The sequence below is a fragment of the Poriferisphaera corsica genome (assembly GCF_007747445.1).
GTDB classification, from domain to species: domain Bacteria; phylum Planctomycetota; class Phycisphaerae; order Phycisphaerales; family Phycisphaeraceae; genus Poriferisphaera; species Poriferisphaera corsica.
The window spans coordinates 2,406,099-2,422,229 of sequence record NZ_CP036425.1 but is presented as its reverse complement, the minus strand read 5'-3'; the positions used below and the strand labels follow the sequence as shown (position 1 = coordinate 2,422,229).

The 16,131-nt window shown below is 46.3% G+C and carries 15 protein-coding genes and 1 tRNA gene; 4 read left to right on the top strand and 12 right to left on the bottom strand.

Annotated features, from left to right (window positions below; genetic code table 11):
- Positions 1–16 precede the first annotated feature (16 nt).
- The 11 genes from KS4_RS10000 to KS4_RS09950 all read right to left on the bottom strand — a co-directional run bounded on the left by KS4_RS10000 (position 17) and on the right by KS4_RS09950 (position 10,835).
- Positions 17–940 carry an FHA domain-containing protein gene (locus tag KS4_RS10000; protein ID WP_145077566.1) on the bottom strand — a complete coding sequence of 308 codons (924 nt, stop codon included), beginning with the start codon at positions 938–940 and terminating at the stop codon, positions 17–19.
- A complete protein-coding gene (locus KS4_RS09995; protein ID WP_200761139.1) occupies positions 940–1,785 on the bottom strand; it encodes a type II secretion system F family protein in 846 nt (281 codons plus the stop codon). Before KS4_RS09995 ends, KS4_RS10000 begins: the two co-directional genes overlap by 1 nt.
- An 81-nt stretch (positions 1,786–1,866) precedes the next feature.
- Positions 1,867–2,727 carry a type II secretion system F family protein gene (locus KS4_RS09990; RefSeq protein ID WP_145077562.1) on the bottom strand — a complete coding sequence of 287 codons (861 nt, stop codon included), beginning with the start codon at positions 2,725–2,727 and terminating at the stop codon, positions 1,867–1,869.
- Positions 2,724–4,583 (bottom strand): ATPase, T2SS/T4P/T4SS family, encoded by a 1,860-nt coding sequence (locus tag KS4_RS09985; RefSeq protein ID WP_145077560.1) that lies wholly within the window; start codon positions 4,581–4,583, stop codon positions 2,724–2,726. Before KS4_RS09985 ends, KS4_RS09990 begins: the two co-directional genes overlap by 4 nt.
- 22 nt (positions 4,584–4,605) lie before the next feature.
- Positions 4,606–5,448 carry an RcpC/CpaB family pilus assembly protein gene (locus KS4_RS09980; RefSeq protein ID WP_145077558.1) on the bottom strand — a complete coding sequence of 281 codons (843 nt, stop codon included), beginning with the start codon at positions 5,446–5,448 and terminating at the stop codon, positions 4,606–4,608.
- Positions 5,449–5,468: 20 nt separating this feature from the next.
- Positions 5,469–8,000, bottom strand: coding sequence for a serine/threonine-protein kinase (locus KS4_RS09975; protein WP_145077556.1), 2,532 nt, complete (start codon positions 7,998–8,000; stop codon positions 5,469–5,471).
- Positions 8,001–8,060: 60 nt separating this feature from the next.
- Positions 8,061–8,618: a prepilin peptidase gene (locus KS4_RS09970; protein ID WP_145077554.1), complete on the bottom strand. Its 558-nt coding sequence runs from the start codon at positions 8,616–8,618 to the stop codon at positions 8,061–8,063.
- 46 nt (positions 8,619–8,664) lie between these two features.
- Positions 8,665–8,886, bottom strand: coding sequence for a hypothetical protein (locus tag KS4_RS09965; RefSeq protein WP_145077552.1), 222 nt, complete (start codon positions 8,884–8,886; stop codon positions 8,665–8,667).
- Positions 8,887–8,958: 72 nt separating this feature from the next.
- Positions 8,959–9,171, bottom strand: a complete 213-nt coding sequence (locus tag KS4_RS09960; protein ID WP_145077550.1) for a Flp family type IVb pilin — start codon at positions 9,169–9,171, stop codon at positions 8,959–8,961.
- Between the two features lie 11 nt (positions 9,172–9,182).
- Positions 9,183–10,310, bottom strand: a complete 1,128-nt coding sequence (locus tag KS4_RS09955; RefSeq protein ID WP_145077549.1) for a CpaF family protein — start codon at positions 10,308–10,310, stop codon at positions 9,183–9,185.
- 201 nt (positions 10,311–10,511) lie between these two features.
- Complete coding sequence (locus tag KS4_RS09950) at positions 10,512–10,835, bottom strand: PilZ domain-containing protein (RefSeq protein WP_145077547.1); 324 nt, start codon at positions 10,833–10,835, stop codon at positions 10,512–10,514.
- 119 nt (positions 10,836–10,954) lie between these two features.
- On the opposite strand from KS4_RS09950, the gene KS4_RS09945 reads away from it, so the two are divergent.
- Complete coding sequence (locus tag KS4_RS09945) at positions 10,955–11,962, top strand: 1-phosphofructokinase family hexose kinase (protein WP_145077545.1); 1,008 nt, start codon at positions 10,955–10,957, stop codon at positions 11,960–11,962.
- A gap of 237 nt (positions 11,963–12,199) precedes the next feature.
- On the opposite strand, the gene KS4_RS09940 is transcribed toward KS4_RS09945, so the two are convergent.
- The gene (locus tag KS4_RS09940; RefSeq protein WP_145077543.1) at positions 12,200–12,913 is read right to left on the bottom strand and encodes a cobalamin B12-binding domain-containing protein; all 714 of its coding nucleotides are present in this window, start codon (positions 12,911–12,913) and stop codon (positions 12,200–12,202) included.
- Between the two features lie 536 nt (positions 12,914–13,449).
- Between KS4_RS09940 and KS4_RS09935 the strand changes: the two genes are divergently transcribed.
- The 3 genes from KS4_RS09935 to KS4_RS09925 all read left to right on the top strand — a co-directional run bounded on the left by KS4_RS09935 (position 13,450) and on the right by KS4_RS09925 (position 15,778).
- Positions 13,450–14,331: a M48 family metallopeptidase gene (locus tag KS4_RS09935; RefSeq protein WP_145077541.1), complete on the top strand. Its 882-nt coding sequence runs from the start codon at positions 13,450–13,452 to the stop codon at positions 14,329–14,331.
- Positions 14,332–14,747: 416 nt separating this feature from the next.
- A complete protein-coding gene (locus KS4_RS09930; RefSeq protein WP_145077539.1) occupies positions 14,748–15,578 on the top strand; it encodes a ubiquinone/menaquinone biosynthesis methyltransferase in 831 nt (276 codons plus the stop codon).
- Positions 15,579–15,703: 125 nt separating this feature from the next.
- A tRNA-Pro gene (locus KS4_RS09925) sits at positions 15,704–15,778 on the top strand.
- Positions 15,779–16,131: the final 353 nt, after the last annotated feature.

Here is a 16,131-nt window from a genome sequence, read left to right as displayed (position 1 = left end):
CTGGCGGGTGTGTGTGTTATTTGCGTTGTTCTCTGCCACGGATAGCAGTTGCGAGATTCTTTTGGAGTGTGCGGTAGATGGAGCTTTGGTTGTTGGCTGGATAGTAGCGTTCGATGGCGTTGTAGTGGTCGATTGCGGCTTGATATTTACGTGAAGTTAACAGGAGATAGGCTTGCTGCATATCGTCAGAAAGTCGCTTGGTCATGCTCTCCTGGAGTTCGGTTAGAAGCCGATTGTAGATGGGATCGGAGAAGGTTCGCTGGTCGGTGTATGCTTGCGCTTTACGGAGTGCACGTAGCGCATCATAAAGTGCTTCAGGCTCTGAATCTTTGAGGGCAAGTCGCTCGTTGGCATGATTGATGAACTCGGCAACTTGTCTGGGGTTGGGCGTTTCTTTAGGGTGATTTTTGAAGAGTTCTTGGCGGATTGCGGTCTCGGTGATGTTGAGGCCTTTTGTGTTGCCCATTGTTGAATCTGAGGAAGAGAGTGAACTGAGGATTAGGACGAGTGCCAAGAGCGCAGCAGCGTACACACTGCCAAGAATACTGAAGAGCTTGATGCGTTTGGCAGAGGATTTTTCTACTTCCGGCTCGCTACCATTTTGGGTGGCGGTTGATGCTTGTTCAGCATGAGAGAGCGGCTCAAGTTCGAAAAGAACATCGCGGCCAACTTTAACTTTGATCGGTGAGAAGAAATCAAATGGTTGGTTAGAGATTTTTTTGTTATTAATCCGTGTTCCATTGGGGGAATGGTTCGTGAAATGCCAGAGATTATTGGTGAATAAAAACTCGCCATGCTTACGGCTGAGCGTTTCGATATCGAGGCAAATTGTATTATCGAGTGCGCGTCCGAATGATATTGGTGATTGTTGTAATGTAACAACACGACCTGCCTGAGGTCCGATGAGAAGACGGATTTGTACGGAAGGGATGTCTGGCATTAGAGATCGCCTTGAATTAATCGGATTAGGAGCGGGCTAAAGACAAGTGTCACTACAGCAATAAGTATGAGCATTGAGGGGATTAGAATGCGAAGTGATGCTGATGCTGCAAGTTTTTCAGCTCTAACACTTCGCTGTACACGAAGCATGTCGGCTTGTGTTTGTAAGATCGCAGCGAGAGGGGAGCCGAGCTTATCCGCTTGGTTGGTTGCGGCGACAATTGATTGCAAGGATTCAATTGGTATACGCTTGGCGAGATTCGTGAGAGATTTAGCTCGCGTGGAGCCAAACTTTATTTCATTGATGGCGAGTTGCAGTTCCTGATTGAGATCTTCATCAGGATTATCTTTAATGAGTGTTTCAATGGCTTCGGTAAATGAAGCTCCTGATGACATAGTGAGGGATATCAGATCGAGTGTGTAGGGGAGCTGCTTGGCGATGCGATACAGACGGTGTTTGGCAGCATCCCTGAGTGTCCATAGCGGGATGTAAAAGCCCGCGAAAAATACGAGAGGGATTAATAAAATTAGAATTGTACTGCTGACGATGAGTTGGATGAAGACGGTGCCCATGCCGAGCAAAAAACAAGTCATGAGGCATATAGCAAGATACTCTTCGACGCTGTAGCCAGATCGGTTTCCAGATGCATTAAGATCACGCCAAATGCGTGTACGGATCGATTGGATGCCGAATTGGTTTGCAATAGCGAGAAAAAAACCAGTGATGGGCGCGAGGAACGTGTTATCAAAAATAGTTGATTCGGCTTCTGCAACGGCGCCGGCAAAACGGCGATGGATGGGTGGAGCTGCACTGACCGGGAATCTGAAAATGGTATATATCAGCATAAAAATGCTGCTGAAAACCATGAGGCTGATGACGGATTGTGTGACAAGATCATACATATGAATGCCTAATATTGAGTTAGATTAAATATCGATCGCTAGTATTTTTCTAATCCAGACGAATGCAAGAATGAGCATGGCAATGATGCCAAGGAGGATCATGCGCCCTGTAGGGAGAATGAACAACATTTCGAAGCCTTCGGGATCCATGATGTAGAGTTGGATTGAAAAGAGGATCGGCATGCAAGCCATCATGACTGCTTGAAAGCGGCCTTGTGCTGTGATGGCGTCAAGCTTACCTTCAAGGCGGTGAATCTCGCGAATAGATTCGGCAATTCGATCTAAGCTTTTACCAGAATCACCACCACGTTTACGGTGCATTTCAATGGCGGTAAAGGTAAGTCGGTAGAGCGGTGAGCCAACACGATTGCCGGTGTTACGCATCGCTTGGTTCAGATCTAGACCCATGCGATATTCACGAAGTAAATGATTGAATTCCTGTTGGATTGGTCCAGTGTGGTTGAGGACAAGGAGCTCGATTGCTTGTATGAGGTTGAGACCAGCTCGGACGCCAGAAGCGAGGGTGGTTAGGCCATCAACGAGTTGGCTGTCGAGCAATTTACGCCGTTTTGCTTCTAGATGTTTAATGAGAAAGTGTGGGATGGCAAAAGTGATCGCGGCGAGAATGGTGCCGAGGATTGGGCTGCTTGTGGTCAAGGTGCCAAAAAGAAAAGCGAAAGTGATGGCTGCAGATGTTGCAATCATCGCGTGTTGAGGTTTGATATCAAGTAGTAGCTGCTTACAAAGGACGGTTTCGTACTTGATGATTTGTTGTTGCCAATAACGTTTGCATACAGAATGACCATGTCTGATAAGTAGATAAGTCGATGCAAAGGTCAATATGAGAATGACGCTAAGGTTGAGTTCAGAGGACAGATCGATCATAGAAAGACCCCTACATCAAAGATTTCTTTTTCGATCAATTCATCTGAGAATGCAGGCAAGTAGCCAGTATGGCGAAGGCGAGGTTGTTTCGGATTCTTCAGAGTGAAGATATCTTCGAGGAAGATTTTCCCTGTATCACGATCAATGCTTGTGAGTTCGGAAATATTTGCGATGCGGCGAGATCCATCTGGAAAGCGTGAAATCTGAACAATAAGATCGACCGCTGACACGATTTGCTCTCGGATCGCACGGATCGGCATATCAACACCCATGAGGACAAGTGTTTCGAGGCGTTTAGCTGCATCATATGGTGAATTAGCATGTAATGTAGACAGAGAACCATCGTGGCCGGTGTTCATTGCTTGGAGCATGTCTAGTGCTTCAGAGCCACGGACTTCACCAACGATGATACGATCAGGCCTCATTCGCAAAGCGTTGCGAACAAGCTCACGAATAGTGAATGCGCCTTTACCTTCGACATTTGCTGGGCGTCCTTCTAATGGAACGACATGAGGCTGGGGGAGGCTTAATTCCGCAGATTCTTCAATAGTTATGATTCGCTCTTCTTGTCGGGCATAGGCGGAAAGGACATTAAGGAGTGTTGTTTTACCTGATGCAGTTCCACCAGAGATAATGATATTCTTTTTACCGATGATGCAACCTTGTAGGAAGCGTGCGCATTGCTCACTGATTGAGCCACGGTCAATCAAGTCGTCCATCGTAAAAGGCACCCAACCGAATTTACGTATGGTCAAACACGGGCCGGTCAATGAAAGAGGGCTGATGACAACATTTACACGGGAACCATCAGAAAGTCGCGCATCAACAAGCGGCACGGATGTATCGACGCGGCGGCCTACAGGTGCCAATATGCGTTCGATGATCGAAAGTAAAATCTCGTTTGAAAAGAAATTACGGGAAGTATTCTGAATAATACCGTTTTTTTCAATATAAATATTGTCTTTGCCAACAACCATGATTTCACTGACCGATGGCATTTCTAATAAATCTTGTAATGGCCCAAGGCCAAACAGAATGTCAAGAATATCCTTTGATAAGCTTCGATAAACGATGTATCGACGTAGCGGTAAACTAATAGATGCATAGTGTTGTGTAAATAGTTCTTCAAACGACTCATCGGCGACAGCAAGGTCTTCGTTGATCGTCGTCGGATCGAATAGTAATGGCATTAAATCGACAATTGAATTGACAATGTTAACGATGTCTTGCTCTTTTAATGGATCGAGCATGGCGTCATCGGCGGCTTGATATTCTGTACGGATGTGGCCGCGACATTGCCTGACAACTTCGGATGAAACGAGTCTGTATATTTCTAAACTGCAGGCATAGCATATGACATCTTCGCTGAGTTGCTCAATATTTTGATTGAGGATTTCATTTAAGTGCTGTTGAACTTGTGTGACAAAGTTTGCGTCCTGCTTGTTGAGATGGCCCGTTACACGCAGATTCATTAGATCGAGCAGCCTAGAGTGTATTTTCTGCTCGAAAGCCATTAAATCTTGTTGATTTCGCTTTGTGCTACGGTCTTGTTCGCTGACCTGTTCCTTCGCAGCAGCAGTCAGTGAGAATTGTCCAATCTGTATTTCATCGCCGAAATCAAAGAGTTTGGGCTCGCCTTTCTCAATTTCCTGGTTGGCAATTCGTGTACCAGCAAGAGAGGTAGATTCAAGAAACATTTGGTTGCCACGCATGATGATGCGAGCATGTTTCTTTGCGACAAACGCACTCTTAAGATGAAGTTGACACGATGCATCACGACCAATATTGATGATCGTGCTATTCACTTCGACCTTGTTACGTGTATTGGTGCTGTGGTCGTAAACCCAGAAAATCATAGGTGAATCTCACGTTACGAGGTTATCGTTGCCCGTTAGTTGTACGCCCGATGAGTTCCATGACATCAGGATTGATGCCTATGTCAAGCAATTTAGGGCGTTCATTATCCGAGGGGTATCGGAGATGAATTTCAAAATCACCTGCTGTGATTTTTGCGATGCTTGAGAGCTGCGTTGCTTGTTCCGGAGTAACCTCAATGCTAATGGTGGAATAGTTCCCAATTCTGGCATTACGGCTGCTAGCGACCATTTCATCAGACAAGCTTTGTTTGCCAACAGCAATGACTTTGACGCGCTCCATAACTGGCATCACTTTGGTCATCATAGAGCGGGGTTGCATGAATGGCGCTTCAATATCAACAAACATTCCTGGACGAAGAATCCCCGGCAGTGTTTTGTAATTAACAGGTAATGCGATCAGGCGTTTACCCATTGAAATTTTCTTATCAATACGGTCATAAGAAGATTCAGTAAAGTCAGCAAAGAAAACAATACGGTTCTCATACACATCTCGCATGAGCGGCTTGTTCGTTATAACATCCAATGAATCGGTTTTATTGAATTCATCAATATATGCTTCAGGCAGCGAATTACGATAGGTATCGGATAATTTGCATATTTCGATATCATTCTCACGAATGATTTTACCGGCTTTGATATTGTGTTTATAGCGATAAAAGACGACTGAATTTTTCTCAGATTTACTAAGCTGAGATTGTATGTAAAGGAAATTCAATACTGTTACACATAATGCGATGATGATCGCTATGATGACAAGCTTGGTACTGCCTTGCTGTGGTTTTTTCGGTTGAATAACCGGTGTCGGTGCATTGGCTGTTGCGGATTGGTTTTGTGTGAAATTCATATTATTTGCCTGTTCACAGATTATTGCTTTTCATCTTCGATCAGAACCTGTCTCATGAGTTCGTGTAGTTCTGGTGTAGTTTGGATCTCACTTGCGGTTTGCAGAACAGCAAGGCTATTCTTACGGTCGCCGATTAAGATCAAAGCTCGAGCCTTTGCAAGAAGATGCTCGAATTCAATATCTTGAAGCCTAGTATCGATTTCGACCGTTTTCATAATCTTTGCCGCTTTGCGGTAGTTTATTTTGGCTTCAGAGAATCTTGAGTTTTGTCGTTGCTTGTCACCTGTATTGAGAAATTTCAGATATTCGCTCGTAATGCTGAATTGTTCGCGAAGTGGATCAATTTGTTCATGAAGCGAATCAATTGCCTCAGTTTTTGCAATGATTGATTGAGCTTTATCAAGATCACGATTCCGTAAGGCCTCTTTACATAGATCAGCCCAATAGAAAATCGATGCTTCTGTATATTGTTCATTCGCGGCTTCTGTTGGTCTTAGATCAACAGCTTGCTTGAAGTGATTCATCGCTACTTCAAAATCCACTTCATTCATTGCTTTTTGGCCTGCTTGCATAAAGAGCTGGTACTGATCCTCAGCATCAATACGCTTAAGTGCTTCATTCGCAGCAGCATTTTTCTTATAACCTAGCGAACTGAGTAGTGCAGTTTTAGCTCGCTTGTAATCGCCCTCTTGCATTAAGAGCAAGCCTTTTTCAAGCTCAGATCGACTTTGTAGTTGATTGATCTTGTCTCGAAGATCATCAGATTTTTTGATGTTGTACGCCCCCATATATGACTCAACGGCTTTACCATATTGATTGTCAGCTTCTGCTCGTTGCGCCTCAATGATCGCTAAATCGTAGGAAGCATTCGCCAAAAGATTTTCATATTGCTGGCGTAATTGGGAGCTGGAAATACGAGATTTAGCAATTTCTAATTCACGAATAGCCTGATCTCGTCTGCCAATAGCCACTAATTTTTCGGCTTCTTTAATAATGGCTGTCACTTCGATTTGTAATCTTTGATCACCAAGTCTGATCTCAAGTTCTTTGATGAGATCCGTTTCTTCAGTCGTTAGAGAAAGATCACGCCATTGTTCGAGTGTTGCCTGGGCCTGAGGCAAGCGAAGTTCAGTAATATCTCGCTCAATGCGATTCACCGCATCGTAAAAATCACGTCGTTTCTTTGCTTCTTCTATCAGTTGATTGATTTGACGTTTATCCAAACCTTCAAGCACAAGTGCCTGTTTAAAAGCAACAATCGCATCATTGAAATTTTTCTCACGTAATGCTATTTGGCCCTTTGATAGGTTGATACCCGATTTTGCCTTACGTCCCAGTTTAGAATCAACGCCCCAATCATTTGAGACAGTTCGGTAGAAGTTTAGTGCGCTATCAAAATTACCTGAATTATAGTGTTGTTGTGCAGATTCAATTAATTCTGTTGATGTGGAAATTTTTTTCTTAAATGCGTAACTTTGTTTGTTGTACAGTATGATTCCTGTCGCTATACCGGATAGAGCGACGATGCCAAGTATTGAGGCAAGGATTTTATAGCGTTTGCCTACTTGGGGTAGAGGGGCAGTATCATGTGCAGTAGAAACAGGTGTGTCATGTCCGATCGTATTGTTTTGATCGAACATGCTGTCTGGAATATTCAGCTCCAAGAAATGCATACGTATCGCATTGAGCAGATCTACCGTCGTCGGTATCCTTTTGTCCGGTTCCTTCGCGAGCAATCGATTGATAAATTCACCAATTTTTGGATCCATATCAGGCATGAATTGGTTGATAGCGGGTATTTGTGCACGATTGTTCGTATGCCATTTCATCCAGCGAAGCGCTTGATTTCGATTGTCGCGCAATATTGGCCTGAAGGCGATTTCAAAATTAGATCGCCCGATGATTGATTCATATGCAATCAAACCTAAAGAATAAATATCAGAGCGGACGTCCAAGTTTTGACCACTAAGCATCTCGGGAGCCATGTACCGAGCAGAGCCTAGTGACATGGTTTCTTGCTCAGCGATTACGGTTGCAAGGCCAAAATCGGTTAGCTTCAGACCACCTGTCCGCGGTAACATAATATTTGCAGGCTTAAGATCACGATGGATGATCCCTTTCGAATGGATGTGATTCAATGCGACCGCTGTACCCGCTATGATCCCCAGTGCTTGTCGTAGAGGCATTGGCATAGTTGACATTGTCAGCATTTGCTCAAGCGAAGGGCCATCAATGTACTCCATGACGATGAAAATTCCTCTCGGGTCGTCAATGAAGTCGATCATTTTTACTAAAAAATTGGGAAGATCACTCGTGACCTGCTTATGGATACTAATTTCCTGCTGAACGCGATGGCGCAAATGTTCATCATCCGAAGCTGGGTCGAGCATGATATGCTTGACAGCGACGATATTTTTTAAAAGCGTATCTTGTGCTTTAAATACAATCGAACTACCACCCGAACCGATCTGTTCGATAATAGTGTAAGCACCGACTCGATCGCCGGGATTGAGTGGAGATAATTGTGGTTTTTTGAAATCAGGTGAGTTCATGCTTCAATCTTTCCTTCATGGTTCTGACGATTAGCATCACCACAAAGTATTCATGGATATTTACGGGTTTAGCCACGACCACGGCGTAGTCAGTCCCAATAGTTGTTCCGCCCCAGCTAATGTTGCCCCCACAGCCACTGCAGCGGCAAATGGAATTTGAGCGCCCGCATTTTCGAATCTATGTTTTGTACCTGCCCGAACTGACAGAAATGCAACAAGAATTTTCGAGAGAGTTTGCCATATGATTTTCTTGCGAAACATCACGAATATGCAGAAGAGCATCGCGATGATTAGAGCATACACGGTGGTTGACAGAACACATTGCCACGACGCACTGATTGTTCCAACTGCAGCCATAAGCTTGACATCACCTCCGCCTAATCCACCCAAGAAGAACATCAGTGCATAAGGCAACAAACCCGCTGAAAAACCAAGCGTTGCAGCTTTAAGACCCGTGCCATAATCCATCCAACCTGCGATGGCCCAGAACATAAACCCTAAGACAATTGCAGAGTATGTGACGCGGTTGTAAACCAGACCTTCTCTGATGTCTGTAATCGCAGAGATTACAACCAGAGTGATTAATGCAATAAAAGCAATTGCAGAAACGTATGGCATTTGGCGTCTCAACCTCTCGAGTTAATAAGCAAGGCTAATCATTCAACTAAAAATCACTTGCCTCAGATTCGCTCTGCACGTTATCCCATTTCTCACGTACCCAGGTTGAAATTTCTTTTCGGAAGATTACAAGTACGATCAAGAGCGGCAAAACAATCGCACCAATAATTAACAACTTCTCAATACCTTCTGCGCCCTGTTCAGATCGATGCAATCTTAACAAGGCATTCTTACCGCTCTCGCATCTCTTCTTTAGTGTCGTTAGCATGTTCATCCTTCCATTCACAATATTCTTAACAAAATCCAAAACGCTTGCCCGCCGAACACATATCAACATTCATTAAGGAAACGGCATGCCATTCAGGTCTACCGTAATCTGGTAATGCGTAACTAATAGGTCAAGCATCATCTGAATAATCACATAGCTTGGCAACACGATCGCACCAATGACAAGCAAATACTCCAGTGCTGTCGCACCACGTTGATTACGCTTAAAACGTCTGAGCGACACTTTAAGCTTTCGTACGTGATAATGTGCCAGCATCAAAATCATGCGAGCTCCATTCAAGTGGTTTCCGCAGCAGCCAGCCCAAACACCTTGCGTAGTGCATCGCCGCACTGATCCAACTGCTTATAATTAAGACGGTCTGCTAGCTCAGGTCTTTCACCTGTCCATGCCAGTTTGTGTGAATTATTTTGAGGATCATCGCTTTTAGACGATTCGAGCCTATAAATATCCCGTAAAACGTGTCTACCATTCTCACCCAATGAGCCAATTTCCGAGATCTGTGTAACCATTCGTTTCCCGCCCTCTTGCCGAGACATCTGGATCACCAAATCAATCGCCGATGCGACTTGACCTCGCAGCGCAACCAACGGCAAATCCACTTTCGCCATCATCGCCATTGTTTCAAGGCGGTTCATCGCATCCATTGGATTGTTGGCATGCAATGTCCCCATCGATCCGCCATGGCCCGATGTCATCGCCTGAATCATGTCCAGTGCTTCCCCGCCCCGCACCTCGCCAATAATGATCCGGTCAGGTCGAAGTCTAAGCGATGAACGGAATAGATCACGAATAGACACACCCCCATGACCGAAGCGATCCGGCGCTTTGGTTTCCATCGAAACAATGTGTTCTTTTTGTAATTGTAACTCAGCAGAATCTTCAATCACAACAATCCGCTGTTCCGATGGGATAAATACAGAGAGCGCGTTCAGTAAAGATGTTTTGCCTGATGACGTGCCGCCTGTCACCAGAAGGTTCATCTCGCCTTCGACTGCAAGGCGAATAAAATCCTTCGCTTCGGGCGTTAACGTACCTAGTTCTACTAACCAATCGATATCCAGCATTTCCTTACTGAATTTTCGAATCGTCATCACAGTTCCGCGTCTCGCGCATGGCGATTTAGCCACATGCACACGAGAGCCATCCGGCAACCTCGCATCCATCAACGTTTTGTCACTGTTTAGCGATTGTCTCGTAAATTGAAGGATATTATTCGTTGCCGCCTCGTAATGCTCAAGATCTACAAACCGCGCCGGTGTCTTGATTAGCTCACCGTTCTTCTCAATGTAAATCTCATCAAATCGATTGACCATAACCTCAGCAACACCCGGATCATCGAGATATTCAATGATGGGTGCGAGGTAATGACGGATCGTCGTCTCGAAAATTTTCTGACTTATCATGGCTGCAGTCTCGCCGCACGATCTTTGCAATCGTGCCCTCTTCCTAGGTTGATGCGTTTGGTTCGTCCAGCAGGACGTTAAGGTTGGATTCGCATTTAGTGCGATTTTTGCAGCGTTGCGTTAAAAGCAAAATAAGCGCTATACCATTATAAATCAAGGAAAATCTGATCTAATGCATATTCACTTCGTTTTGCTTCAATATCACGCAGCCTTACTCATAGAACGTCTTTCATCAAATTCTATTGCAACCCTCACACCTAAAGACTGCGACAAGCTTCTTATAACGGTTGCATCCAACATGTCCTCCGCTGCAAGCAATGCTTGTCTCGCATCTCGGGCGATACCCACCTGTATCCTCTGGCCTGGATGCAGCTTCGCATGCTGACCAAACACAATCATCGCTCCTCCAGCAGAAACATCCAGCGTTTTTCCAGCCAGATACTTCCCTGTCAGGTGATTGTAAATCTTCACCGACCTCGCAATGCGAATTCGTAAATCTTTCCGTCTTTCAGGTACGTGATACATGGCATACCCCTGATCATGATCAAAGTTAAACGCTATCACTTATATCGGTTATCAGGGATACCCTGCTTAATCCCACTTAACCCGCATATTTTGCCAAGGTGTGATAAAATCATCTTTCAATGAGCAAAAGCCTTTCCATTATCACCGTCACGCTGAATACAGCCAGCGATCGTGTTCTTCAAGCCGACAATTTCACCGTCGGCTCGCACACGCGGGCGACCCAACTTCTACGTTACCCCGCCGGTAAGGGCATCAACGTCTCCCGAACCCTTGCGCGGCTCGGCTGGATGAGTGTCGCAACTGGCTTTGTCGGCCAGCAGCATGCCGATGAATTTGAACAGTCGCTTCGGGATGCCGAGCCCGGCTCTATCAGGAACCAACTTCTCACAGTTCCCGGCTCCACACGCGAAAATATCACCATCATCGATACCGCCAATAATTCCGACACCCACATCCGCACCGAAGGCTACACCATTAATTCCCACAATCTCGGGCGCATCACCACAAAAATCGGCCTTCTCGCGCGGCCCGAATCCATCCTCGTTTTTTCTGGCTCCCTCCCAGAAGGTATTGATCTCGCCGATTTCTATACGCTCGTCAACATCGCCTTCTCCGCAGGCTCTCGTGTCATCCTCGACATCGACGGCCACGCCCTTCGGCATATCCTGAATATCGATTCGTCCCAATCTTCTCCATCCCAACCCGCTCAAAAAATCTGTTACATGGCCAAGCCCAACCAACAGGAACTCGCCGACCTGCTTAATCTTCCCTCATTCAATACCTTTGATGAAATACTGAATGCTGCCCGTCTTCTCGCCACACGTGTCGAGTGGGTTGTTGTCACCCTCGGCTCAGATGGCGCCATCCTCATCGACCCACAAGGCAATGCCTATAAAGGTCACGTCGATATCAATCCCGATCAGATTATCAACACCGTCGGTTGCGGCGACACGATGCTCGCAGGCCTTATCGATGCCCAGATGCGAAACCTCCCCGCAGATCAACTCCTGCGATCAGCTCTCGCGATCGCCACTGCAAACGCTGCCCAGATCGGCGTTGCCGAGTATGATCTATCCCAAGTTCAATCGCTCGTAGAAGAAACCATCATCACGCCAATTGCCTCTTAAAAAACAGTATTTCCTCGTAATGGTCTATAAAAACAAACGCCGCATCATGGATGCGACGTTTGCTTGATCTGGATTTATCCCAGCCCCTTGTATTTCGTTTTGTTATCCCATCCAGCCTATTTGAAGTCTTGCGAACTTCAACCCAAAACCTATTTCGCCGTGTTGCCAGCTTCCGGATGGAAGTAATAGAAAAGAGGCAAGGGGGAAAAGGGGGTGGGGGGAGATGGGCTATGCCCTTCAGGCGGCTGCCATACCCGGGCGACGCTTGCGGCCAACCGTACGTTGGTCGTCTGTCATGCGGCGTGCTGGCTTGTCGTTCATCACTTGGACCAACTCGCTTGGCGTCTTCGCCCAAAGATCAGCACCAATTTCTTCAGCCAATCCGTCAGCACGGTTAAACACACCGCCGCCAACAATAATCTGGACATTCGGGCAGACACCAATTTCGTGTAACCGGTCGATCAGCAGACGCGTCTGAGGAACCGTTGCCGGCATGGCACCGAACACAAGCAGCTTGTCTGCCTGAACCGTTCCCAACTGCTCAACCAATTCATCGTTTGCGATTCCGCCACCACAGAAGAATACTGTGTAGCCATCCGCTTCCAGAAGATCCGACGCCATCTGCGCCGCTAATTCTTCTGACTCTTCCTCACCACACGTCAGCAAGATAATCTCGCCGCGTGATGCTTTCATTTCCAGACGAAGCTGCATCTGATCCACTAAACCGCGAAGTAGGCGTGTTGCATAGTGGTAAGACAGGTTCGTGATCTGATCATTGCGGTGTAGATTCTGGACCATCTCAACGGTAGGCCAGAACAGGTGTGACAAAATCACTTCCGCTGAGCATTCAGCGTCCAGTGCTTCACTCACAATACTTCTTGCTTCGGTGCGGTCACCACTAATCAGTGCGTTGAAAAAACGTTCTTGAAGGACATTGCGACGGTTCGCCATAGGTACTCACTCCAGATCTGTGAATCCTAAGCCTTGCGGCCGATTCCTGAGCGAATGCAAACGTCCTTGTTTAATTCCGCTTTCCAAATTGTTAGTGACCATTCCTTTGGTCAGAGAGGCGTCATTGCTGACACCATATTCATCGATCAAATCCGCACTTTTTCTCCACTGCCATCTTCCCTCCCGCTCTCCACGTCCGGATATATATTAAACCCCCCTCAAATTGCCCTAAAACCGCCTTGTTATACGCAATCCACCTACCATTTCACGTCCAATAATCTTTCTGGACATATCCCATAACATACTCGCCTCAATATTTCCCTAAACCGATAAAAAATCATGACTTGTGATTTTGTAATCCGGAAATAAAACCCACACTTTTACGCCCAATCTGATCCGCCATTTTTACCCTCGACTGCTCGTAATCCGCCACTTGTTCTACCGTTCACTTCAGTAAAAATGATGTAGTAAAACAGACATGTACGATCACATATCACAGCAGAGCAGGGCACCATCCAGCTTCGGAGTCGTCATTCATGATTCAATCAGTTTTTTTCAAATCAATCGTCCCCTTATTAGTATGCCTGCTTTTATTTTTCACACTCGCAGCTTGCTCAACCAACAAAGCAACCGGCCGCTCTCAGCCTAATGTCCTTTCACCCCAAGAAGAACGCGACATCGGTGCGACTGAGGCCCCTAAACTCGTCAAGCAGCTTGGCGGTGAAATTCCTTCCGATGAAATCCGCACCTATGTGACCGATCTCGGCAATCGCCTCGCAGCAGTCAGCGAAGAGCCAGAGCTTCCATGGGAATTTTTCGTGGTCAACGACAATATCGTCAATGCGTTCGCCCTTCCCGGCGGCAAAGTCTTTGTCACCCGCGGCATGCTTCAGCAACTCACCAACGAAGCTCAGCTTGCCGGAATCCTTGGTCACGAGATCGGGCATGTTACAGCACGTCACTTAAATGACCGTCTTTTTCAGCATCTACTCGTCACAGGCGCCGCCATCGGTCTCGGTGTCGCGGGCGGTGTTAATGATGACCAAACCTTGGAATGGATGGGGGTTGGCGTCGGTGTTGGTGGCAATCTCACGGTTCTCGCCTTCTCACGTGGCCACGAACTCGAAGCTGACCGTCTCGGTCTCCGGTACATGACCCGCATCGGCTATAACCCGTACGCTCAGGTTCAAGTGATGGAAATTCTAAGACGAGAAGCCGCTGCGGGTATGGGGATTGAATTTCTACAAACCCACCCCATCCCCAATACGCGAATCAAAGAACTGACGGGTTACATTAGGAAGGACTATCCAGACTACGATACGCCCGGCCGATACATCTATGCTCAAAAGAATTATCAAATCAGCGTTCTGAATGAACTCGCGAAACTTCCCGACGCGAAGTTACCTGCCAAAAAATAGGGAATTTTTCGCAAATACCCGTCGCGTTGACTATTAAACTGTTACGTTGCTACTTCAACAAACACTTCCCATATAAATCTGCTGTTGTTTGCAGCATAGATTAACACCGAAAATAACCACGAAGTATGGTCTAGATACCTCTATATTTATAGTGCGAATCGACTTTCAGCTCACTTATGTCTCGATTTTTGTGACAGCATGATGTGTATGTTTACATTGGATTGCTTGTTGAAAATGCCAAATCCTTACCCAAAAGATTTTACTTTTATTAGGGGTGTCACGATATGCCTTCTAATCAACGATTAGAATGTTAAGAAAGAACGTAAGTGCAGGAATTTGCGGTAGATGCTAAAATGTTTGAGATGTTTTGTGTTGTTGATTTCACACCAACGGACGCTGCAGGGAATAGGTAATCGATGGAAAAAGACCCGGCGTGGACAGATCGAGATTTAGCGCAAAACCCGCATGAAGCTGAAGATAAGGCAATACGGGTTGAGCAGATGTTCAGCGCAATTGCTGAGAGTTATGACATCAATAATCGGGTTCACTCGATGTGGCGAGATCAGGCATGGCGTCGGGCGGCGGTGAAGATGGCAACCCTTCGCACACAAGAGCAGTGTGAACAAGAGGTTAGTGATAATTTCGGGGGTTTTGTCGATACGGCTGCGACATTGCGGGGGGATGTGGTGATGGATGTGGCGTGCGGGACGGGAGATTTGTCGATGGCCTTCATCGACGGCGGCGCGCAACAGGTTATTGGCATAGACTTTACAGAAAACATGCTGAAAGTTGCTCGGCATAAAAGTATGGGCACCGAATACCAGAACCGCATCTCATATCAAGCGGGAGATGCGATGCGTTTGCCGGCGGAAGATGAGAGTGTAGATGTTGTAAGTATTGCATTCGGCATACGTAACGTTGCGCGGCCGAAGGTGGCGATGGGTGAGTTTTGTCGTGTACTGAAGCCTGGGGGAAGGTTGATTGTTTTGGAGTTCAGTTTGCCGACAAACCCTTTGCTTTTAATGGGTTATAACTTTTATTTTCGGCATGTGATGCCGCGGACGGCGGCGATGATTGCTCGTGATAAGAGTGGTGCTTACAAGTACTTACCGAAGAGTGTGAATACATTCATCGGGCGAGAGCAGATGGTGGGAATGATGAACGAGGCGGGGTTTGAGGGGATTAAACAGAAGGCGATGACGTTTGGGATTGCAGTGTGTTATCGCGGGGTAAAACCTGCTAAATAGTTGTCATTCAGAGGTTTGTGGATATTTAGGTGAGACTTGCCGAAAGTGAGTGGGGTCACTAGACTGTTAACTTAATCGATGGATTTCGCGATATTCGTGTGCCCATTGGTTCAACGTGTTGATAGCGGGGTGTAGCTCAGCTTGGTTAGAGCGCACGTCTGGGGGGCGTGAGGTCGAAGGTTCAAATCCTTTCACCCCGATTAACTTGATTAAGAAGCTGCCTTTACGAAAGGGCGGCTTTTTTTGTGCGCACCTGTTGAGCGTTGATTTGAGTTTCACATGTTGGCTGTCAGGTTGTGTGTGGGTTGGGGTCAAAGTGTGCGAGGATTGATTTGTAGTTTTGCATTGTGCGCGCGTTTGAAATTTATCGTGAAGTGGCATGCGATTTGCTCGGCGCATTCTGTATCCATGTATACGACGGATGGAGTTAATGTTTTGTACGCTCGTAAGCTGACTGAAGATGATGAATCGGTCATGGCGAATGGTGGTGAGATGGATCAATAATTCCAAATTCTGTCGCGGCATGAGATGTATTTGGCGTTTGAATTGCTGG